General features: G+C 59.9%; 20 protein-coding genes. 5 read left to right on the top strand and 15 right to left on the bottom strand.

From position 1 onward, the window contains the following. Positions 1–67 precede the first annotated feature (67 nt). The 3 genes from tnpC to tnpA form a co-directional block, all read right to left on the bottom strand. Positions 68–1,717 carry an IS66 family transposase gene (gene tnpC, locus KLP42_RS25715; protein ID WP_215571021.1) on the bottom strand — a complete coding sequence of 550 codons (1,650 nt, stop codon included), beginning with the start codon at positions 1,715–1,717 and terminating at the stop codon, positions 68–70. Positions 1,718–1,786: 69 nt separating this feature from the next. Beyond that, positions 1,787–2,140 (bottom strand): IS66 family insertion sequence element accessory protein TnpB, encoded by a 354-nt coding sequence (tnpB, locus tag KLP42_RS25720; protein WP_215571023.1) that lies wholly within the window; start codon positions 2,138–2,140, stop codon positions 1,787–1,789. Beyond that, positions 2,137–2,526, bottom strand: coding sequence for an IS66-like element accessory protein TnpA (gene tnpA, locus KLP42_RS25725; RefSeq protein ID WP_215571025.1), 390 nt, complete (start codon positions 2,524–2,526; stop codon positions 2,137–2,139). Before tnpA ends, tnpB begins: the two co-directional genes overlap by 4 nt. Here tnpA and KLP42_RS25730 point away from each other — a divergent pair. The 3 genes from KLP42_RS25730 to KLP42_RS25740 are packed head-to-tail and all read left to right on the top strand — an operon-like array spanning position 2,525 to position 4,658. Continuing rightward, positions 2,525–2,905 (top strand): hypothetical protein, encoded by a 381-nt coding sequence (locus KLP42_RS25730; RefSeq protein WP_215571027.1) that lies wholly within the window; start codon positions 2,525–2,527, stop codon positions 2,903–2,905. The genes tnpA and KLP42_RS25730 overlap by 2 nt on opposite strands. A gap of 27 nt (positions 2,906–2,932) precedes the next feature. Then, a complete protein-coding gene (locus tag KLP42_RS25735; RefSeq protein WP_215571029.1) occupies positions 2,933–3,712 on the top strand; it encodes a uracil-DNA glycosylase family protein in 780 nt (259 codons plus the stop codon). A gap of 1 nt (position 3,713) precedes the next feature. Continuing rightward, positions 3,714–4,658, top strand: a complete 945-nt coding sequence (locus KLP42_RS25740; protein ID WP_215571031.1) for a hypothetical protein — start codon at positions 3,714–3,716, stop codon at positions 4,656–4,658. A gap of 73 nt (positions 4,659–4,731) precedes the next feature. Here the strand turns inward: KLP42_RS25740 and KLP42_RS25745 are convergent, their stop codons facing one another. From KLP42_RS25745 to KLP42_RS25800, 12 genes are all read right to left on the bottom strand, one after another. Further along, a complete protein-coding gene (locus KLP42_RS25745; protein WP_215571033.1) occupies positions 4,732–5,667 on the bottom strand; it encodes a restriction endonuclease in 936 nt (311 codons plus the stop codon). A gap of 43 nt (positions 5,668–5,710) precedes the next feature. Continuing rightward, positions 5,711–6,505 carry a hypothetical protein gene (locus KLP42_RS25750; RefSeq protein WP_215571034.1) on the bottom strand — a complete coding sequence of 265 codons (795 nt, stop codon included), beginning with the start codon at positions 6,503–6,505 and terminating at the stop codon, positions 5,711–5,713. A 42-nt stretch (positions 6,506–6,547) separates the two neighbouring features. Then, positions 6,548–6,901, bottom strand: coding sequence for a hypothetical protein (locus KLP42_RS25755; RefSeq protein ID WP_215571036.1), 354 nt, complete (start codon positions 6,899–6,901; stop codon positions 6,548–6,550). Then, positions 6,898–8,622, bottom strand: a complete 1,725-nt coding sequence (locus tag KLP42_RS25760; protein ID WP_215571038.1) for a restriction endonuclease subunit S — start codon at positions 8,620–8,622, stop codon at positions 6,898–6,900. The genes KLP42_RS25755 and KLP42_RS25760 overlap by 4 nt, the downstream gene beginning before the upstream one ends. Beyond that, the gene (locus KLP42_RS25765; protein ID WP_215571039.1) at positions 8,619–10,073 is read right to left on the bottom strand and encodes a type I restriction-modification system subunit M; all 1,455 of its coding nucleotides are present in this window, start codon (positions 10,071–10,073) and stop codon (positions 8,619–8,621) included. The genes KLP42_RS25760 and KLP42_RS25765 overlap by 4 nt, the downstream gene beginning before the upstream one ends. A 4-nt stretch (positions 10,074–10,077) precedes the next feature. Beyond that, the gene (locus KLP42_RS25770) at positions 10,078–10,632 is read right to left on the bottom strand and encodes a hypothetical protein (protein WP_215571040.1); all 555 of its coding nucleotides are present in this window, start codon (positions 10,630–10,632) and stop codon (positions 10,078–10,080) included. Between the two features lie 2 nt (positions 10,633–10,634). Further along, positions 10,635–13,079, bottom strand: a complete 2,445-nt coding sequence (hsdR, locus tag KLP42_RS25775) for an EcoAI/FtnUII family type I restriction enzme subunit R (RefSeq protein WP_215571041.1) — start codon at positions 13,077–13,079, stop codon at positions 10,635–10,637. A gap of 470 nt (positions 13,080–13,549) precedes the next feature. After that, positions 13,550–14,299 (bottom strand): FtsH/Yme1/Tma family ATP-dependent metallopeptidase, encoded by a 750-nt coding sequence (locus KLP42_RS25780; RefSeq protein WP_215571042.1) that lies wholly within the window; start codon positions 14,297–14,299, stop codon positions 13,550–13,552. Beyond that, positions 14,296–16,260, bottom strand: a complete 1,965-nt coding sequence (locus tag KLP42_RS25785; RefSeq protein WP_215571043.1) for an ATP-binding protein — start codon at positions 16,258–16,260, stop codon at positions 14,296–14,298. Before KLP42_RS25785 ends, KLP42_RS25780 begins: the two co-directional genes overlap by 4 nt. Then, complete coding sequence (locus KLP42_RS25790) at positions 16,253–16,759, bottom strand: hypothetical protein (RefSeq protein WP_215571044.1); 507 nt, start codon at positions 16,757–16,759, stop codon at positions 16,253–16,255. Before KLP42_RS25790 ends, KLP42_RS25785 begins: the two co-directional genes overlap by 8 nt. A 185-nt stretch (positions 16,760–16,944) precedes the next feature. Then, positions 16,945–17,913 carry a hypothetical protein gene (locus tag KLP42_RS25795; protein WP_353844939.1) on the bottom strand — a complete coding sequence of 323 codons (969 nt, stop codon included), beginning with the start codon at positions 17,911–17,913 and terminating at the stop codon, positions 16,945–16,947. Positions 17,914–18,394: 481 nt separating this feature from the next. Continuing rightward, positions 18,395–19,321, bottom strand: coding sequence for a hypothetical protein (locus tag KLP42_RS25800; protein ID WP_215571046.1), 927 nt, complete (start codon positions 19,319–19,321; stop codon positions 18,395–18,397). An 807-nt stretch (positions 19,322–20,128) separates the two neighbouring features. Here KLP42_RS25800 and KLP42_RS25805 point away from each other — a divergent pair. Both KLP42_RS25805 and KLP42_RS25810 read left to right on the top strand, forming a co-directional pair. Continuing rightward, on the top strand, positions 20,129–20,593 hold the full coding sequence (locus KLP42_RS25805; protein ID WP_252193277.1) for a hypothetical protein: 465 nt from the start codon (positions 20,129–20,131) through the stop codon (positions 20,591–20,593). A 696-nt stretch (positions 20,594–21,289) separates the two neighbouring features. Beyond that, positions 21,290–21,640 carry a hypothetical protein gene (locus tag KLP42_RS25810; protein WP_215571047.1) on the top strand — a complete coding sequence of 117 codons (351 nt, stop codon included), beginning with the start codon at positions 21,290–21,292 and terminating at the stop codon, positions 21,638–21,640. Positions 21,641–21,725: the final 85 nt, after the last annotated feature.

The following is a 21,725-nucleotide window of genomic DNA, read 5'->3' on the forward strand; positions in this document are numbered from 1 at the left end:
AGCCGTTCGTAACGCTCGTCCAGATCAAAGAAACCAGGCTGTCCCCGCATCATCCGCTCCCGCCAAATCAAACAAGCAGGATGGAATCACGAATATCGCAAAAGCGGTAGGTTTTTCGAGGTGTCCACTCGTCGATCCGGCTCTGCTTGTGGCCGTTGACGATGGCGGTGAGCGTAGCGGTCAGATAGGCAAGCGGATCAACCGAATTCAGCTTGCACGTCTCGATGAGCGAGGCAATGGTTGCCCAGTTCTCGGCTCCGGCATCATGACCCGCAAAGAGTGCGTTCTTGCGATTGAGAGCAATCGGTCGGATGGTCCGCTCGACCGTATTGTTGTCGATCTCGATGCGCCCGTCGGTCAGGAAGAGCTTCAAACCATCCCAGTATTTGGCGATGTAGGCCAAGGCCTCGCCGAGTGGCGACTTTGCCGCGACACGAGCGCGATGATGGACAAGCCAGGTCTGCAGGTCGGCGATCAGCGGCGCAGAGCGTTCGCGCCTTCCAGCCAGCCGGGTCTGGGGATCGAGGCCACGCAGCTCGGCCTCGATCCGATAGAGTTCGCCAATCCGCTTCACGCCATCCTCGGCAATTGGCGCTGAGCCATTGCGGGTGATCTCCACCAGCTTGCGCCGGGCATGGGCCCAGCAATAGGCAAGCTGAATGTCCGGCCCGACGCGGTCTGGCGCGATCAGCCTGTTGTATCCGGCATAGCCATCCACCTGCAGGACGCCTTCGAACCCCTGCAATATCCGTTCGGCATGAACGCCACCGCGACCAGGCGCATAGGTGAAAGCCACACCTGGCGGAGCGGGTCTTGTCATCCCTGTCGGGTCTTCAGCCCTCCGCGCCTCTTGTCCGCCCCATGGGCGGTCATCCCGCGCCAGCGCCCAGAAATATCCGGTCTTGGTCTTGCGCGAACCCGGATCGAGGACCGGAGCACGGGTCTCGTCCATGAACAGCTTGGTCGAGCGCTTCAGGTCGGCAATCAGTGCGTCGAAGACGGGCCGCAGTTCATACGCTGCTCGACCGACCCAGTCAGCCAGCGTGGAACGGTCGAGCTCGATGCCCTGGCGGCTCATGATCTGGGCCTGCCGATAAAGGGGAAGATGATCGGCATATTTGGAGACCAGCACATGGGCGACGGTCGCTTCCGTAGGCAACCCAGCCTGGATCAGCCGTGCTGGTGCCGGAGCTTGAACGACTCCGTCTGTGCAGGCGCGGCACGCATATTTGGGACGACGGGTGACGATCACGCGGAACTGTGCCGGGACTACGTCCAGCCGCTCGGAAACATCGTCGCCAATGCAATGCAGACAACCGCCGCAGCCGCAGATGAGGCTGTCCGGCTCGATCACCTCCTCAATGCGCGGGAGATGCTTTGGAAGGGAGCCGCGATTGATCGCACGTGGCTTGGCAAGCCTGTTTGCCGCCGGGGTGTCCGCCTCATCCTCGGCATGGATCACGGCCATAGCCGTTTCCAGGTCTTCCAGTGCAAGATCGAATTGGTCGGGATCGGTCTTCTCGGATTTGCGCCCGAAGGCTGCCTGTTTGAAGGCTGCGACCAGCTTCTCAAGCCGCTCGATCCGCTCATCCTTGCGGGCGATGTGCTCATCTTTGCTGGCTATCGCGACGTCCTTGGCCGCCTCGCGTGCCTGTGCCGCAATCAGCATCGCCTTGAGGGCCGCAACATCATCGGGAAGGTCGGCGGCATCAAGCATGGCCGGAAACTACCAAATCCTGAGCTGATTTGCCTCTTGAGTTTGCGGTGCTGAGTCATCGTGCCGCAGCTATTCGATGGCCTCTGGCGTCCTCGTCTGGACGGCATGAACCCGCCGCCAATCAAGTCCCGCAAACAAGGCTTCGAACTGGGCGTGGGTCAACGTCATCAATCCATCTTTGATGCCGGGCCAAGTGAATGTGTGCTCTTCCAGCCGTTTGTAGGCCATAACGATTCCGGAGCCATCCCAGTAGATCAGCTTCAACCGGTCAGCCTTGCGTGACCGGAACACGAAGACCGTTCCGGTGAACGGGTCCTTGTGCAGCTCGTTCTTCACCAAAGCCGCCAACCCGTCATGACCCTTGCGGAAATCGACTGGCTTGGTCGCTATCATGATCCTGACCCGGTTCGACGGAAAGATCATGTCGCCGCCGCCAAAGCACGGACGATGGCGGCGATCCTGGCAGCAGACGCACCTTGCTCAAGACGGATCATCACCGGACCCACGACGATCTCGGCACGGGATAACGTTCTGACCGGCTGAGGTTCCGGCACGGGCCTTTCGACAACCATGGCGGCGAATTCGACAGCATCCTCCGGCGCAGGCAGAACCAGCTTGCCCTGACGCGCCATGGTTCTCCAGGACGATAGATGGTTCGCCTTCAGACCGTGGCGCTTGGCAACCTCATTGACCGTCACGCCAGGCCGCAAGCTTTCCGAAACGATGCGTGCCTTGACCTCGTCAGGCCAATGGCGGTGCGGCTCACGCCGCCCGCGACGCGTTGTGAGAACCTCCAGTGTAGTCTCCATGGAGAAACTCCCGTTCTTCATCCATGGACAGCCGATCTCAGATCAGGCGACGGCAGACAATGTGGGAGCAGAACACCGGTTACTATCAATTTTGGAGATCGACATGTTTCTCACTCGTCACGCAGAAGCGCGCCAGCGCCAACGGTCCATACCCAGCTACGTCATTGCCGCAACCTATACTTTCGGCTCCGATCGTGTCGTGCGGGGGTCGCTCACCGCCTACACGCTCGACCGCGAGGCAATCGAATTGGCGCGTGGGAACTATCCGGAAAGCATCTGGAAGATGCTGTGCAGATACCTCGGCGTCTATCTGATCATCGGCGACGAAGAGAAAATCGTCACCGTCGCTCGCGGCAGCGTCCGCCCCACCCACCACTGATTTTCACACCAGCAGGAGTAAGCCACCTTGGCTCAAGACCTTTCCATCGCAACTGAATTCATGGCCAAACTCTCTCGGTCTGGCTCTATCGACCCACTTGCAAGCAGCGATCTGACACTCGCTCAGGATGGCCGCATTCGTGTCGCCTATGCCCCTTTTGATCACGTCGCGACCAACGCAAAGCTAGTGATCGTCGGCATCACTCCCGGACTGTCAGAGGCCACTGTGGCACTTGCCGCCGCGCGGCAGCATTTTGCCAATGGCGTTGATCTTGAAGAGGCATTGCGTCGCGCCAAGCTGACCGCCAGCTTTAGCGGCACGCTGCGGAGCAATCTCGTGGCCATGTTGGATTCGATTGGAGTGCATGGCCTCTTTGATCTGAAGACGACGGCGGACCTCTTCGCACCAGGCGCAGAACAGGTGCAATTCACGTCGGCCCTGCGCTACCCCGTTTTCGTCAACGGCAAGAACTACAACGGCAACCCGGACATGCTGAAGACGCCCATACTGCGTCAGATGATCGACAAGCATCTCGCGGAAGAAGCCGCGCTGCTGCCGCAGGCGTTATGGCTGCCGCTTGGCCCAAAGGCAGAGATGGCCCTCCAGCATCTGGCCTCCAGGGGATTGCTTGAGAAGTCACGCATTCTCGCTGGACTTCCGCATCCGAGCGGGGCCAATGGCGAGCGGATCGCCGTTTTCCTCGGCAAGAAGGATGCCGACCAGGCATCACGACAAACGAGACCGGCACCGCTGCTTGCAGCCTATAAGACCCTGCGCAATCAGATTTCCACCTTGAAAGGACGCTGACATGGCCAAGCAAAAGCAGACGCGTGAGGACCGTGCGCCCTTCAGCCGAGACGAGATTATCCGGGAAGTCAGACTGGCAGCACTCGGAATGGCTTCTCACATCGCCGTCTGGGGCCATCGCAAGGAAGCCTTGAACGTGGCCTCACATTATCTTGGCGTCGAATTGGATGGCTATGACTACGAGGGCGATGGGCATCCGCAACTTGCGTCTATCCCGATCGAGGAGCATTTTCTTTATACCGTCGTGATGGACGCCTATGACCATGCGTACCAGTGCGGCGACATCTTCGACGATACGTTCACAGTCGATGAGCGCATGCACGAGGTGGCTGCCGTTCTCACAGGCTTTCCGCAGACAGACTTCAACGGCGAGCCCACGCCGCTCAACGAGCTGAACCCGCAAAAGCTGCGGCAGGTCCTGGAGACTTTTTTCGCCCGGTGCAATCTGGACAATGGCGACAACCTCACGGTCCCGCAACTAGCGCTCCTCGCCAACATGGGTGAAGCGGCCGTAAGAACCTCGCTCAGCGCAGAGGGCATCAAGACGATCTCGAGTCAGAAGGGTGAGAAGAACCAGGTTCCCCATGCCGACGCAATTGCATGGCTATCCGGTCGCCGGAACTTCGTGCCGACGAGACGTCAACCTGGGGTGCAGGGGAATATTGGCGAACTGGTTTCAAGCCTTTTTTCCGCTGACAGCCTGACTTTTGAAATCGCCCTTCAGAAGGCGATCTCCGCCAACAACACAACGGAAGAGGAATTGGCGAAGGCAGCCGGAATTTCCTCGATCTGGATTGACGAACTCCATGACGACGATAAGCGTCCAGAAATAGATGTTGACGGATTACAGAAGCTGGCTGCGGCTCTTCAAGCGCCCGTTCCGCTGTTCGTTGGAAAAGCCGTAACCGCCTTGCTCGAGCGCAGATCGAAACTGGCAGCAAGCTAACACCACGCCGCGAACTGACCGACAACAGACGTGGATGCGGAAATGATTTCCGCATCCACGCGACGTACGGCCATCAGTCCTCGACGAAGAAATCCTCGTCCAGCCGCTTCACCTCCACGGTGCGGGCAATGCGAACGCCCACCCCATGCTCGATCATAAGGTCAGCCAGCCGGTCACCATCAATCAGCACTATGCGCTGCGGCAGGTGACGGACGAAGTCGGTGGCCGGGGCGGAGAAGCTGGATGTGGTGACGAAGACGCCCTTGGCGGCACCGACACCGACGAGGCTGCCGAGGAAGCCCTGCACCTCCGGCCGGCCGACGCTGACATGAGAGGCGTAGCGCTTGGCCTGCACATAAATGCGGTCGAGGCCAAGGCGGTCCTCGTCGATCACGCCATCAATGCCGCCATCGCCGGATTTGCCCAACCGACGAGCGGCATTTTCATGGCTGCCGCCATAGCCCATGCCGACGAGAAGATCGACGATGGCGCGCTCAAAGAAGGCCGGGCTTTGCGCCAGAATACGTTGCAGAAGGTCCGCCTTCAGGGCCTGATGCAGCACGGCCTGCGCGGCATCGATCTGTTCCTCCGGCGTAGCGGAGGTTGTTGCATCGATGGTTTCACCGGCGCCGGTTGACGCAGCATCCGTGCTACCGGCGCCCGATGTACTGGAGGCGTAGAATTCGGCAAAGGCCGGATAGGTTTTCAGCGTATCAACATTGATGCTGGCGGGATGGGTGGCGAGCAGCGCCCTGCCAGCCTGACTTGCCACGAAGCGGCCGCGCGCCGGACTGTCGATCAGGCCGGCCTTGGTCATGTAGAACTTTGCCCAGTGGATGCGGTTGTGGAAAATGCGCTGACGTCCGCTCGGCAGCATTTCCTCCCGCTCGGCCACCGACAAGCCAAGCTGGTCGGCCAGCTTTTCCGCTGCATCCGGCACACGGGTCTCGCCATCCGCAGCGAGCCGAAGGACGGGAAGCATGAGGGATTGGTAATCGGGAATTGCCATGGAGTTCCACCCAGTTCTCAAGCTGAAGCAATTTTTCTGCTGATTAGACCCGCTGCCCTAACACGCCCAAAATCCAACCTTCGACACCGGCAACCACCCTTTCTTGTTTCGAAAGCTCTGGCTGCAGCATCTGATCAAGCGTTCCATCTTGGTCTACCTGCGAAAGCTTGGCTGCGATGGAATAGGCATCGTGCTGATCACCGGTTCGGTCGCCTACCGCAAATTCGCGGGACCAGAGCGCGGGATAAACTTCGACAATGGCCGAGCGGGCGGCGGGAATGGCCCAGCCATCGAAGGGCCAGAAGTGAACCTGCTCGCCGAGCTGTTTGCGGATAAACAGAAGCCAGGGGATGCCGGAATGGGTGGACTTGGCGACCGCCCCCTGGACGTCAAAATGGAAAACAGACTTGGCTCCACGTGCGCGCTCCTCGGTCAGTCGTCGCCATCTGGCATTGCCGCTGCGGGCCGCACCATTGCCGAGCGCGCCGTAGCGAACAAAGTCGACATAGGCGTGATCGTCATCGGTCGGCCAATGGCGCTGGAAATCCTCGAGAAACCTCGGCCAATCCGGCAGAAGACCATGCGCCTCGAAGTAGCGCAGAGGGAATGAGAAGGCGTGATCGATCCCGACGACGGTAGGAACGTCTTCCCTGAGCGTGGCGACGAGCCACTCGGCGAGCCCGCGCCTCGTCCAATACTTCTTGTTCGAGGGAGGTGGCAGAACCTCGACCGGTGGCTCTCCCCCTAATGCCATGTAGACGCGCAGCCCTTTGAGGCTGGACGTCGGGGTTTCCGCGCCGGAATAGTCAATGCCGATGTGACGGGCGAACTGGGGCATCGTCATCCTACCGCGCGGATTGGCACCATGCACTCTGCTCTCTCACGCATACCAGTCCAGCAAATCATCGAGGGCAGCCCTGTTGCTGATCTCAAGGTAGAGTGCCTTTCCGGCGGACAGGGCCGCCAAGTCCTTGCGATTAAGATCGGCGCACAGTTTCGGGGCAACGGCTACGACTCCGGGAATAGCGACCGACAGCGGCGGCTCGATCCAGAGCTTCACCCGCTTCATGTTTCCCGGGTAGACATCCAGCGCGAGAAGCTTGCCAGCGGATGTCTTGAACCCCATGACCTTCATGTTCTCAAGGCCGGACCTGTTGCCACTCGGAACCTTGTTGATAGTTTCGCCGAGCCGCGAGACCAGAACAGGCAGCGCATCGAGCACCCGGAACGTCATTCTGCGGCCTCCTGCAGCGCGTCAACCTCCACCGGAGCCAACGCCTCGGCCAGCAGAGCGTCGAGCAGTTTTTTCCGCGTCTCGTCGGCACTGGTCAGGCTGGTTTCCAACTGACCGCAAAGCGCCATGAGTTCATCGACCTTTGCAACAATGCGGTGTTGCTCGGCGAGCGGTGGCAGGGGAACCAGGAAGTTTCGAAGTGGTCGAAGTGCGATCGTTGGCTGGGCAGTACCAGTCGTGCTCCGCGCAGCCTGATCGTATACAAGCGGTGACGCCAGCAAGGAGACGAGAAACTTGAGATTCAAAAATTTGGCGGGCTTCAAGATTGCTATGTGTCGCTGAACACAGAATGCTCTATCACTCTCGACGAGCGCGGGCCGACCAAACGTTGCGCCGACAACGGTGTAAAGAATATCTCCCTTAGTCGGCGTCCGATAAGGCGCAAGACCGTTGAAGTACTCCTCTGGGACCAATCGGCAGCCAGTGAAATCGAGCCGCCCGGTTGTCACATTGCCGATCGTCAGGAATGCCACTCCCTTTTCCGCTTTTGGCGGCGGCTGATGATCGCCATCTGTAATGACATTGAACAGCTCAGCGAGCCTCACCCACTGCCAATTGTTGGGAACCGAGAAGGGTACGTCGTCATCCAAAATGGGATCGACTTGTGCCTTAGGTACCCGGTTCTGCTTGCCGTATACAGCGATCTCATGCGCCACCCTAGCCAACAACTCCACCGCTGGCTCATCCGCCGGGTCCTGCGGCACGAGCTTGCCGCGGACGGCGAGGTTGAGGATGGTCTGGCGCAGTTGCTTGATCTGGTCCGGCCGGTCGGTGAGTGCCGGCAGGGCATCGAGCGCGAAGCGGGCGTCGTCGCGGAAGGTTTCCGGGTCGGGGGTGTTGAGGCGGGCAAGGCTTGCCGCCGCCAGCCGGTCCCGCTTTGTCTCCCGCTCCGTTCGCGCCGTTTCCAGCTCGTCGCACAACGCCATGAGTTCATCGACCTTGGCGACGATGCGGTGTTGTTCGGTGAGGGGTGGAAGAGGGAAAGGCGTCCAAACAATTTTGATCTTCGAGATGTTTGGCTGCGCGCCTCCCTCACTGGCTGAGTGAAACTGCTCGCGTCGTGAGAGCAGGAAGACGAATAGAAACTGGTTAAAGACGCCAGACAATGGAGTGCACCCACACACAGCCTGATTTGTCACGGCTTGTTCGGCGAGGATCGCTACCTTTCCAATCGTTGCGCCATACATTGCAAGAAGGACATCCCCCGGCATGTTGATGCGAAAAGAACACTTTTCGAGAGCAAGTTGCGTAACCGTCTCCTCAGAACCAGCTAGCTTCCGGTTATCGTTGAGCTCCCCGGACTTGAGCCACGGGATATCACCGCCATAAAAGTCCGAGTTTCCGCGCGGAGGCGTGGAGCCAGCCCCCCAATCAGCTATCGCCCCGAGTCGCGTCCATACCCAAGTTTGAGGAACATGAAATGGCGCTTCCTCGTCTTGGACAAGATCGGCTGCGGCCTTACGGATAGCTCCAGCCTTCTCCAGTCGCGCCCTTTCTGTCGCAATCTGTTTCAAAAGCTGCGACGCCGGCTCATCTGTAGAATCCTGCGGCACGAGCTTGCCTCGCACCGCCAGATCGAGAATGAATCGTCGTAGCCGGGCAATCGCATCCGGGGCATCGGCGATCTGTTCGTAATGCTGCAACAGACGTTCGGCGTTCATCGGGCCAGTGCCTCGGCCAGAATGCTCTTCAGCTGGTCGCGCAGGCGGGCAGCACTGGTTTCGGCAGCCGTCAGCTCTTCCAGCAGGGTCTCCGGGTCGCCATGGTCATCGGCCACCGTGTGCGGGTTTTTGAAATCCAGATTGTAGCCCCGCGCCTTCACCTCTTCCAGGCTTACGCGCCAGGCCTGCGGACCTTCCTCGCGGCCCTTGCGCTCCTTGCCTCCCCACCAGTCGACGCAATCCTGCAGATGCTCCTGCCGAATTGGCTTGGTCATGGAATAGGCCTTCTGGCCCTCCGGCACCCGGTGTTCCCAATACCAGATGTCCTTGGTCGGCGTGCCCTTCTCGAAAAACAGCAGGTTGGTGCCGATCGAGGCATAGGGCTTGAAGACGGAATTGGGCAGGCGCACGATGGTGTGGAGATTGCACTCCTCCAGCAGATGTTCTTTCAGCCGTGTCTTGATTCCCTCGCCGAACAATGAGCCATCCGGCAGGACTACGGCGGCGCGGCCGCCATCCTTCAGCAGGCGCACGATCAGCGCCAGAAACAGGTCTGCGGTTTCCTTGGTGCGGAAGGTGGGAAAGTTGTTTTCGATGCCGTCTTCCTCGCGCCCACCGAAGGGCGGGTTGGTGAGCACGATATCGACGCGCTCATCCTTACCCCACGATATCAGCGGGCGGGCGAGCGTGTTGTCGTGGCGTACGAAGCTCGGGTCCTCGATGCCATGCAGCAGCATGTTGGTGACGCAGAGCATATGCGGCAGCGGCTTCTTTTCCACGGCCCGCAAACCGGCCTGCATCTTCTCGCGGCTCTCCGGCGTGCGCACATGGTTCTTCTCCATGTGGCGGATGGCGCAGGTCAAAAATCCGCCGGTACCGCAGGCGGGGTCGAACAGCGTTTCGCCGGGTTTTGGATCGATACGTTCCACCATGAAGGCGGTCAGCGCGCGCGGGGTGTAATATTCGCCCGCATTGCCGGCCGATTGCAGATCGTTCAAAATCTGTTCGTAGATTTCGCCAAAATGCTGGCGTTCCGTCAGGCTGTTGAAATCGACATCGCTGATCTTGTTGACCACCTGACGGATCAACTGGCCAGATTTCATGTAGTTATAGGCATCCTCGAAGAGATCGCGCACCACGCGGCGGCGGTCTCCGGCTTGAGCCGAGGCCGGGAGAGCCTTCAAAGCGGGGAAGAGCTCGTTGTTGACGAAGTTCAGAAGCGCCTCGCCGGTGATGCCTTCCGGGTCTGCCGCCCAGTTGCGCCACTGGAATTTCTCCGGGATGGGCGAGACGTAATTGTCGTGGGTCAGCTCCAGTTCCTGGTCCTGATCATCCATGATCTTCAGGAAAAACATCCAGCAAAGCTGGCTAATGCGCTGGGCATCGCCATCGACGCCGGCATCCTGGCGCATGATATCCTGGATGGATTTGACGGTGTTACGGACTGACATTCACTTACCTTCTGCCATGCTCGCTAAATTCGAAACCATTCAGATCATTTCCATTGGCTTCGAAGTCGTATTCCTGGTCGTTGTAATCTACATCCCCACCCCCGGCCATGGCAGAAAGCCGCCGATACAGAGCAGTCTGCCCCCCGTACGCCGTCCGAATGCAATCGAATGTTTCAGCTTTAAGGGCGTCGGCCACGGCAGCCAGCGCGGCTTCCCGTAACTCATACTCGTCTTCAAAAAGCGCTCCGCTGTGTTCCAGATGCGGAGCTGCGAGCAGGCCTAGACACAGGCTGTCAATGGCCAAGCCTTCCACCAGATAGGTAATTTCCGTTTCCGCATTCTCGCCCCATTTCGCTGCGCTGAAATCGGCAATGATCTGGCGAAGGACAACGAGACGCAGAAGAGTCTCAGTACGGGTAACGGCAGTGTCATCGTCGGTCAGACCGGCCTCAGCCAAGTGTACCCAACACTCCTTGGCGAAAACGAAATCGCCTCCGGATGCCCAAATGTTGAACATTTGAGAGGCCACTTTCTCAATATCTTCCCATTCAACAGACAACGCTAACCTACCTCTTCATAAAGCGCGTTCTGCACTTGGTGAACCGCATGCTCGAAGGCTGCCTTGCCACCGAAGGCGCGAAGTAGCTCCACGGGCATGCCGAGCGTATTGGCGGGTGGTATCCGCAGCACATTGGTATCGTCGAGATTCAAGACGCCCTCATCGGCATATTTGGACAAGAGCACATCCAGCACGGCCCGCGCCTTGCCTTCATATCGGGCGAAGACGTCGCGCTTCTTCACGTTGTCGGCCCGCTCCTGCCGTGTCAGCGGCTTGCGATCAAAGGCGATATGGCAAACGAGATCGAAGGGATCGAGGTCAATGCCGAGCTCTTTTGCGATTACATCCAACGGCAGGCCCTCGGCCGCCAGTTCCTTCACCAACGCATCCTTTCGCTCCTCCGATTTCCAGCGCTTCAGGAAATCATCGAGGCTAGCGAAATGGCGAAGCAGCGCTGCCTTGGTGAAATCGCGCAGGCTTTCGGTGACAAGCTTGCCATTGGCATCGAGGTATTCGACACGCTCAGCGATGACCTTTGCGCTGATGCCATCGACATAGACTTTCTTCTGGCGTTCGCCGCCGCCGGGCGGAAAGGTCACCTCCTCGCCACCGGTGGTCGGCGGCTCCGCCGTATATTGGTCCTGCTCGTTGTCTTCGAAGGCGGGCGGCTCCGCATCTGGTGGTGTGATGGGATCGTCCTCACCCGCCACATAAATCTGCACCGGATCACCATCGAAAGCAGGATCGGCGAAATGGTTCGTTGCGCCGCGGAAATCCATGAGGGTGAAATAGAATTTCTGGGTATCCTCATGCACGCGCGTGCCGCGGCCGACGATCTGCTTGAACTCGGTCATCGAGCCGACGGGACGATCCAGCACGATGAGGCGGCAGGTCTGCGCATCGACGCCGGTGGACAGCAGCCGCGATGTGGTGACGATCACCGGGTAGCGCGATTCGGGATCAATGAAGTTGCCGATCTGCGCCTGGCCGAGCGTATCGCTTCCGGTGATGCGCATAACATAACGGGGGCTTTCGTCACAGAGGTCCTTGTTGTCGTTGATCAGCGCCTGGCGCATGCGGGCCGCATGCTCCTCGTCAACGCAGAAGACGATGGTCTTCTGGTAGCGGTCGCCGCTCTCCTTCAGGAACTCGGTCACCTTGGCGGACACCAGCTTGGTGCGGTCATCCAGGACCAGGGTGCGGTCGAAATCCTTGGCGTTGTAGATGCGGTCCTCGACCTCCTCGCCGTCGCGATCCAACTGGCCCTTTTCCGGCCGATAGCCTTCGACATCACGGTCGATATGGACCTTGATCACCTTGTAGGGTGCAAGGAAACCGTCGCTGATGCCTTGCTTCAGGGAGTAGGTGAAGACCGGTTCGCCGAAATAGGCGGTGTTGGAAACATACTCCGTTTCCTTCGGCGTCGCCGTCAAACCGATCTGGCTTGCAGCGGAGAAGTATTCAAGGATTTCCCGCCAAGCGGAATCCTCAGCAGCGCTGCCGCGGTGGCACTCGTCGATGACAATCAGGTCGAAGAAATCCGGCGAGAACTCGCGGAAGAGTTTCTGTCGTTCCTCGGGGCCGGTGATGGCTTGATAGAGCCCAAGATAGATTTCGAACGAGGTGTCGATGCGGCGTTTGCGATCCAGCGCCAGCGGCACAGACTCTTCAGTTCCATCGGGGTGCTCGATCGTCTTCGACTTGGTAGAGAGCTTGGCCATTGCGCCACCAAAGGGGCGGAAGTCGTTGACCATGGTCTGGTCGATCAGCACGTTGCGATCTGCGAGGAACAGGATGCGCTCTTTGCGCTTGGCCTTCCACAGCCGCCAGATGATCTGGAAGGCGGTGTAGGTCTTGCCCGTACCAGTCGCCATGACGAGCAGGACACGATCCTGCCCCTTGGCGATGGCCTCGATGGCAGCGTTGACGGCGTTCACCTGATAATAACGCGGAGCTTTGCCGCTGCCGTCATCATAATAGTCCTGGAGCACAAGCTCTTCGGCAGAGCTGTCCAAGCCCTTCCATCGGCTGTAGAGCCGCCAAAGGTCATCCGGAGACGGGAACTGGTCAAGGCGGAGGTTTTCCTCTTTCACCTCCCGCAGGCCGGTCCGATCGTGGAATACGAAGCCGTCGCCGTTCGAGGCAAAAACGAAGGGGACCGCCAACGTCTCTGCATAGTCCAATCCTTGTTGCAGTCCATCACCGACCGCATGAGTGTTGTCCTTCGCCTCGATGAGCGCGATCGGGATGTTGGGCTTGTAGTAGAGGACGACGTCCGCCTTCTTGGCATTGCCGCGGGCGACGAGCTTGCCACGGACGGTGATGCGGCCCTTGGTGAAGAAGACCTCTTCCCGGACCTGCAACATCATATCCCAACCGGCCTGCTTGACGGCTGGCAAGATGAACTTCGTGCAGATATCGCGTTCCGTCAAAGAGCGCTTGTCCATCCGGATGCCGTTCCCCCACAATCACATTGAATGTACAATATGAATAGTGTTCGCAGCGTCAATGCAACCCTGAGGGCAGTCGATAAGTGCCGCGCTGAATTTCTTGAGTCCTTGAGCTTGGCGCCCCCATGGCCCTGCTCGCTAATCTCATCTCGTCACTGGATAGCGGGCGCGAGCCGTACGGCAGGGGCACGGGCAGATAGAGCAGCACCATCCACACCAACTGACTATCGCACCGGCTCAACCTTTTTTCGACGTGACCAGGCATACCCTCCCCATTTCCACCAGATGACGCCGTGGCTCACTTCCGCCCGCGCAGCGACGCGAGGCCGGGTCTCAAGAGCGCCAAAGCCAAGGGGCGGCGACGCGGCGTCGGGTTTTCACGACATTTTAGGCATGATGGTGGGTGCGTGCATAGAGGCGCGCTTGAGAAAGCCCCCTCGAGGGGAAACAGTTCGTTGCCTCACAGATCAACCATCCCTTAAAATCTCACTCACACGCGCTCCATCCAGCGCCTGAGCATCGAACAGGGCCTTGATGAGGGCATTGAGCTTGTCCCTGTTCTCGCCCAGAACGTCGACTGCCCGCGCGAGCGCCTTTTCCAGTCGTGCATGGATGCGTGCGGCGAGATCCGGATTGCTGTCGAGCACGGCGGTCGGATCCTTGTCGTCACGGTAGAGCAGCGGCTGGATAACACCGAAGCCCAGGCTGCGCTCCATGGCGAGCGCCATCTTTGTGGCCCGCGCGAGGTCGCTGTCCTCGGTGCCGCCGGAGCCCGAGGACACCGCACCGACCACAATCTGTTCGGCTGCCCGTCCGGCCATCAGCATGGCCAGCATATCTTCGCGATAGCCGAGCGTATCGCTGCCGGACGCGGTGAAGCCGAGCTGGCTATAGCCACCGCCTCCGGATGTATCGATGTTCAGGCCGTGGATCGGCCCGAGCCGCAGCGCATGATGGACGACCGCATGTCCGGCTTCGTGGATCGCGAAGCGCCAGCGCAGATCGTAAGGCACCTGGGGCCGGTCCATGCGGATGCCTTCCTCGAGATCTTCATAGCGGATCGGCCGCTTTTCCCGTCGGGCTTTCAGACGCGCCTGGCGAACGATCCGCTCGATGTCGGCGCCGGTCAGGCCCATCGCCCGGGTTGCCAGCCGCTTTAACACCGACGCGGCCGCCTCAGGGGTGCCCGGTTCGATATTCGTCGATGTCGTTGTCATGTCGTCCTTCCTTTCCGGGTGTCACCTGAACCGTGCTCATCGCTGTCTGTGTCAGCATCATTTTCTGGTGTCGGTGGGCCTTCCACATGCGTTCCCGCGGTGTCCGCCTCCCCCTCGTCGTGAGCTTCGCCGTTCAGTTTTCCAGCATCGCCAACCAGCACCGCCAGATCGTCACCGAGATGATGCATGAAGATGACCGCAAGCGTTGCGATGTCGGGCATGGGGATTTCGATATGCGTCTCCAACCGCCCGGAGCGTTTGATCGCTTCATCGATCTGGTCCGGCCGATTGGTGGCCCCCACGATGATCAGCCCTTCGGATTTCACGGCACCATCGAGCAACTCCAGCGCCTTGTTGACCACCGTATTCCAATAGTCGGCATATTCCCGCTCTGCCGGCTGCCGCTTGCCGATGCCATCGATCTCGTCGATGAACAGAATGGACGGCGCGATCGCGCGGGCCTCGGCAAATGTCTTGACCATCTTGCTGATGACATCGTTGAGATGGCCACCCTGCAGCCAGGTCGAGACCGATGTGGCGACCAGCGGCACCTGCAGACTGTTGCACAGCGCCCGCGCAAACGTCGTCTTGCCGGTTCCGGGCGGACCATAGAGCAGAAGCTTGGTGCTCATATCAGACCAGGCGAGAGCCCCTGCCCGGTGATCGGCGAGATCGGCCTTGAGATCCAGCGCCCAGGTTTTGGCCTTGCCGTATCCGGACAAGGTCTCGACCACGAGCGACGGGTGGTCGTCTTCCCCCGGCCCCCATGGCTCCGGCTGGATGACCTCGGCGCCCGAGGGCTTATCGCGTTTCCATCCGCCGCCACTGTCTTTTCCGGAGGAGGATTTCTCCGATGATGTCCTATCCTGTTTCGACTTCGAGGATTTGCCGGTGGCCTTGGATACTGGTTCGTCGTCCTCATCATCGCCATCCCGAGCGGCAATACGATTGCGCTCGGTCAGTGAAGCCAGCACGTCGATCACCTCGGACGCGCCGCGACCCGGCCTGAACGCCAGCACCACGTCATCGATCGTCAGGTAATGCGCGTCATAAGCATTGGTCCAGCGGGTGAGCGCCGCCAGACCGGCGTCACCATAGATGGCTTCGAACATCATGCTGACAAAGGGGTAGTCCAACCAGCCGCCCACCAGAGCGACATCGGCGGCAATGCTGATCTCGGATGGGATGTGCTGCGCCGTTTCCGAGATCGCTACAACCGGATAATCTCGCGTCAGCGCATTGACCAGCCGCCGCTGAAGCGTGGCGCCCGTCAGGCGATGGACCGACCCGCCGATGAACTGGATGTAGGGACGCCCCGTGCCTTCGGCGACCGCGAAGCTGCCATCGTCATAGACATAGTCACCGTCGATGCCGTTCGGGACAGCCCCGGGGAGAAAGCCCGGCAATTCGATCAGCCGCCGCATGGCCCGTTCGAAGCCGGGAACGGGTGCGTGCAGGCAGATCACGGGCGCCGCCATGGCAATCGTCTGGATGATCCTGGCAAGCGGCATGCGCGTGTTCTCGATCGCGCGGGCCAGCACCAGGGCTGCAACGACATTGCTGACCAGCGGAGCCCTGCCCGCCCGGCCAACAAGACCGACGGCATAGGCACGGCGTCTGTGATCGACTGCTGCGGCATGATCATCGGCTGTGGCTTGACCTGGCCGGTAGAGCGACGGCAGGAACTCTGGCGACGCCTTAGTCTCAGTCACCACAATGTCGGACTGCTGGGGCGGCGGCAACAGATAGGCCGCGAAGGTGCGGCGGATCCAGGCGAGGTCCCGATCCCGATCGCCGCCCATTCGATCGGTATCGAATGCGGGACTGTAGCGACGAAGAACATGACCATCGACTTCGACGATCTTCATGGCGAGAAGCCCATTGGCATGGGCGTTGCGCTGGGCGTCCCGGCGGGCGACACGGTCGAGACGGCGCAGCAGAAGACGGGCGAGTTTATTCATCGATCCGGTCCTCCGTCATCGCGGCAATAATTGCCGTTTTGGGACCGGATGATCCCGCCTTCTTTGATGTGTGTTTCTTCAAGCTCCCCGGCCCCGCCTGTCGGCGCTCCTGGATCAGGCGACGCCCCAGGCAATGCTGGGTCCGATGCGGCTGGTTCGGATCAGGTCGAGACGAAGCAATCAGATCGCGGTTGCGGTGCGCGAGCCAGTCGAGCAGCAGGCGGCAGGCGGGATTGCCACGCTCGGCCTGCGCCTGCAGCCGGCTGATGACCGTGTCCGGCACGGTGCCGGTCAGACCATCGCCCTGCCTGACATGACCAAGCGCCAGTCCGATCAAGAAGGCCGGATCGTCAGCGGGCGGATCACGGCGAGCGGGTCCGGGATAGTGGAGGACGGTGCCATGCGAATGATGGCAGGTAGGGTTCAGTGACGTCGAGGGCGATTTGATCGCCTCGCAGCGGATGCGCGGCGGCACATCCGGGGTGATGTCGGAAGACATGGAAACTCCTTCGCCGAACCACGCTCGGGTCCAGCGTCAATGAGAGATGGAATGGGAAAGCCGCGGCCTCGAGGCCTGATGGTCACACATGGCGGTCGACATCAGGCGCCTGACGACAGACGTCAGGGCGCGGCGGTCAGGCCATCAGGTAGCAGGCATCAACGGCAGTCGGGTGACGTGCCCGCTCAGTGCCGAGGGCGCCGGGCAAAGCCCACCCGAACAAACATGGGGACCGGTTCATCATCCTGAGCTTCATCGACGTCCTTGAAGCCGTCATCATCGAGGCGATCGCGCAGATCGTCATCGTCGCAAGACCGGGCAGCCAGATCTTCTTCGTAACTCCGGCTCGGTCCATTGAGGCTGATCCGCGGATGCAGCGCCGCGGTCACAGCCGAGGACATCGCTGCCGGATCCCTGACGGGCGCCCTGTCCAGGCCAAGCGCCTTGCGCGCCTCGGTTTCGAGAAGCTGCTGCACGCGGATGCTGAAGCGCAGACGAAGTTCGGCCATGCAGTCGGCTACACCATCGATCTCCAAGAGGTCGTCGAGTTCGGAGAGCGCCCAGATGCCGGTAGCGTGGTCACTCGGACGGCTCGCGCCGTCGACGATCGCGACTTCGACCGCATCCACCATCAGCCGCTTCTGGTTCTTGTAGAGCCAGTCCGGCAGGACCATGGCCGAGGCCATCATCTTGAGCTTCAGTTCCTCAAGACGGCTCGTGTCGCCATAGGATGCCAACGACCTTTTCAAGTCGAGGATGTAGGCCGTGTGCCGGGCGCGGTTCACGATGATCAGGTCCGGCGTGTAGCTGCCCTTGGCCGGCGCCTCGCAATCGAGCTTCACGCCATCGAGGCTCGACCAGTCGTTTCCGGCCACTGCTTCCATTGCGGCCTTGACCAGCGGGAGCTTCAACGACTGGGTCAGGACGAGGATGTTCGGATTGGCTTTCGCCAGCCGTTCGACCGCCTGCTCCAACAGCTTGCCTTCGCGGAACGAGACGGCCCGCACCAGCGAGGCGATATGAACGTAGTGACCGAGGATCTCGTCGTCGGTCGGTTCGCCGTCCATGATGGCGTTGATGGCGCGGTCGATCAGCAAATCAAGATCGGCCTCGACATCGGCGAAGCGCACCAGATGCGGGTGATGGCGCAGCACCGCGGGTTCGCGAACCGCCGTCGGAGCCGCATTGCGGCCAAGGCCGAACGGGCGCGGGCGGGACCCGCAAGCCGCAGCGGCATCAGCCGCGTTGATCATGGAACGGAGAACTTCCCCATAGGGAACAGAAACGGTATTCGTGCTCATAGCCCGATTCCTTCTAACCAAGGTTGACGGTCAGGCCCTTGTCGATGTTACCAGCATCGGCAGGGGCCGCTTGTTCCGGCCATCCGGAACGCACTTACCCTGGCAGGACCCGACACCGGGCTCAAGGTCCCGGACTGGAAAAAGAGAACGAAGCCGGTACAAGGTTAACGACGGGCTCACGGTCGCTTCCGTGTGGCTATCCGCGGACGTTCGAACGTCCGCCCGCGGCCAAAAAATATCGAGGCCGAAGCCGGGCAAAGCAAAGGGCCGACAAGCAGCCCTTGAAGGTTTGGCTGGAAGGCCGACCGATCGGCCTCCCAGCATGTCGGACGCTTTATGCGGTCACCGCCGGTGCGGATGCAACTTCATCCTGGAGCGTTTCGTTCAGATCGTCCGCTGCCAGCGGCGGAGCCGCCACGACCTGCTTGCGGACCTTGGATGTTTCGCGACTGACGACCATCAGCCCGCCTGTCGCCCGCTCAAGCGTTTCGCCGAACCGCTCCGTGAGGCGATCCAGACCGGTCTCGACCGAGGTTTCGGCCTGATCCGTGGCCCGTTCTTCTGCTGCTTCAGAGGTCTGCTCGATCTCATCGTCAGCGACGACCATCTTCTCTACCGACCGCGCGAGCGGCCATTTCGGCTTGCGCTCCTTCGAGATCGACCATTCAAGGACCGGCAAGACCTCATCGCGAAGCCAACCGGGCAATTCCTTGGATTTCGGCCAGGTGTCGAAGAGCCCAAGCTTCTGCAGCGTTTCGTTCACCACCGCCCACTCGGTCTTCCTCGGGAACTGGGTCGAGCGCGGATGGCGACGCAGGTCGCTGTCCGGTTCCACGAACTGCGCCAGGCTCTCCAGTTCCATGCGCGCGACACGAGCGAGATCTTCAACCTCCCTTGCCAGCGCCTCCTTGATCACCCGCTTCTGCTCAAGCGCCGACCTGATGGCCTGCACAATGACCTCGATATGCACCACGAACATCTTCAGGCCATCACGGGTCTTGACCGCGATCAGCGCCTTCAGGCCGGTCACACCCCCTGCTCCATGGAGGTCACCGCGGGCAGTCTTCACCTTACCCTCCTCGCCACCTCCCAGGACGGTTTTCACATCGAGCACGCGGAGACGGCCATGCTCCTCGCCATGGGCGATCACCTCGCGGATCTTGTCGTGCGGCGCGTGCGCCAGATGGAACATGACCGTCGGGCTGGCCGACAGGTCGACCAGATCATCCCGGTAATCGCCGAGATTACGCGCGACGGACATATAGGCCCTCGCAGTGCGGGCGGCCAAGCTGCACCGCCTCTTGACCCACTTGTCAAAGAGGCCGTCGGGGAGCAGTCCAGAAGCGGCAACAAGATACTCCCCGAGTAGCTAGCTCTGCTCGGTCGTGCGGCGGCCGAGATCAGAGATATTCCCGGCAGCGATTTCGAGCTGGTCACGAAGAGCCGGATCTGCGATCCCAAGCTTTTCATAGTGATGGACGAAGGCGGCAGGCAGAACAAACTTGGATGAACTCACGGTAAACCTCACTGGTTACTGACAATATACGTTCGCCAAAAACAGCGAACACACATATAGTCATCGCATCACCAATAATTGTCAAATCGGTCACTGATCAGCGCATGAGTATTGCGTAATTATTTACTTTTATAAATACAGTTATCATTTCCCCAAACGCCCAAATTAACCATATTTCGATATCGCAAAAATATCTTTTACTTTAGCGTTGCTTTCCAACCACTCCTCCCGGATTCAGACCGCAATCACTCTCTTCAGTCCCTCCCACAGACACGCCCGGTAGCGAGGCGCGGCAGGAACCGCCGCCTGGAGCGGAAAGCACGATACGAAGCGCTGATGAACAGGATCCGGCAAGGAAGACAATCTGGCAGGCACCGTCTCAATGCGCGGGTATGTCATCTCAACGTGCCCGCACATCGAGACAGATTGCGCATTTTTGATTCCGGTCTCTGGATTTCCGATTCAGAGCTGTGAAGCCATGATTCCGCAAACGCCGTTTCGTCTACGCACGTCGTCTCGATCCAGCTCGACGTGCCCGCAGGTCATCTCAAGTTGCGCATCCGCGATTCCGAACTGCGGATTTCCGATTCACGAGCCAAGATTACTGATTCCGGCACAAGCGGCGTTGCCGGTAAGGCGCCCGTCTGGCAAGGAGGCCGCAAGGCGTATGGGAGTGGCATCATGGCCAGAAAGTCAGAAGAGGTCCGCAATCGCGAGCAGCGCGAACGCCAGCAGAAGCTGCGTGACGCCGATCGCAAGGCAAGGCGTCCGAACCGGGACGATATTGCCCGCACGGCGCTCTTCATGACGATTTCCAGCATGGCGGCCAGGGACGCGAAAGAGGTGCTGGAGGATTTTCAGGACCGGGTGGTCAGGATGCTTGTAGAGCAGGGATTTGACGAGCGGGAGTCCGACATCGTCTTCGAGGAACTCGTCGCCAAGTATCGCACAGGCGACTGGCCGTTTCGTCGCAAGGTCCACCTTCTCCATCCCGAGGATCCCGATCGGGACCCTTGAGGCGGCATCAGCCTGCTCTGCGTCGATCTCACCTTTCCATCAATAGGTGCCGGTCAACGCCTGACGGCGTTTGCAAGTTCTGACACGTTTCCCCCCGTTACTTCATAAAACGCCGTTCGATTCTGAATCGGATTTCCAGAGTTATTACAGCGCCATCGTTCTATGATGGCTTGAGCGGGATCGGTTCGACAGCGTGGGCCGGCATAGACGTTGCCTGAGCATTTGTGTATTAAAATTCAAATGAATCAGCTCATCTCTTGTTCAGTCTGAGCGGAAAGAATCCTGAGTGCAAGATTGACCGGCTCATCTCTTTTGTTTCATAGGAACAGTTAGCAGTGGCAATCGCCAAAGCTGGAATGCGCACCAACAGACCTGCTTGCGCGAGGGAAGTTGGGAGTAAACTTTTTTTTGAAACGACATCCTGGGACGGACGACGCAAGGCCAACTCCCGGCGCCACTCCTCATTCCGATGTGAGGCAGAGGTGGTAAAAGCTCAAATGTGCTCTGCCGCGGTATCGGGAAACGACCGGCAGTACCGATGAAGATAGATATCGACGCAGCCTGCAGCACCTTATTCCGTGTGGTGCGCTTTAAGCAGGCATAAGATGATCGGATCGAGGGCGAGCGGACGCCTGAGGGATCCACAGTGGCAAGCGCATTCCTTCAAAATCCACTCTGGACCCGAAGGACAGTACCGTGCAGACACCTACCAAACTTGCGCCCACCCTCGAAGCAATCAAGCTCCGTTACCTCAGCGACGCCATCAAGGATACCAGGTCTCGCCTCTATCCCGGGACCGTCGTCATCGCCTCCCTCACCGGCGTGACCGTGTCTCAGGCTGCCGATGCCATCCGCCAGGTGCGTTACGGCGCAGGCTGGCTCGACTTCTCCTACACCCCGCCGATCAGACACACGCAGGGTAACGAGATCGAGCAGGCTTTGCGTTTGCTTGGATATGTCGGGCAGTGGCGCTGGTTTTCTGATCAGCCGACGCTCGCCGCCTATCTGGACACCTCGAAAAACCTACCGCTTTTGCGATATTCGTGATTCCATCCTGCTTGTTTGATTTGGCGGGAGCGGATGATGCGGGGACAGCCTGGTTTCTTTGATCTGGACGAGCGTTACGAACGGC

This window comes from Rhizobium sp. CSW-27, from assembly GCF_018760785.1.
Classification (GTDB): Bacteria; Pseudomonadota; Alphaproteobacteria; order Rhizobiales; family Rhizobiaceae; genus Neorhizobium.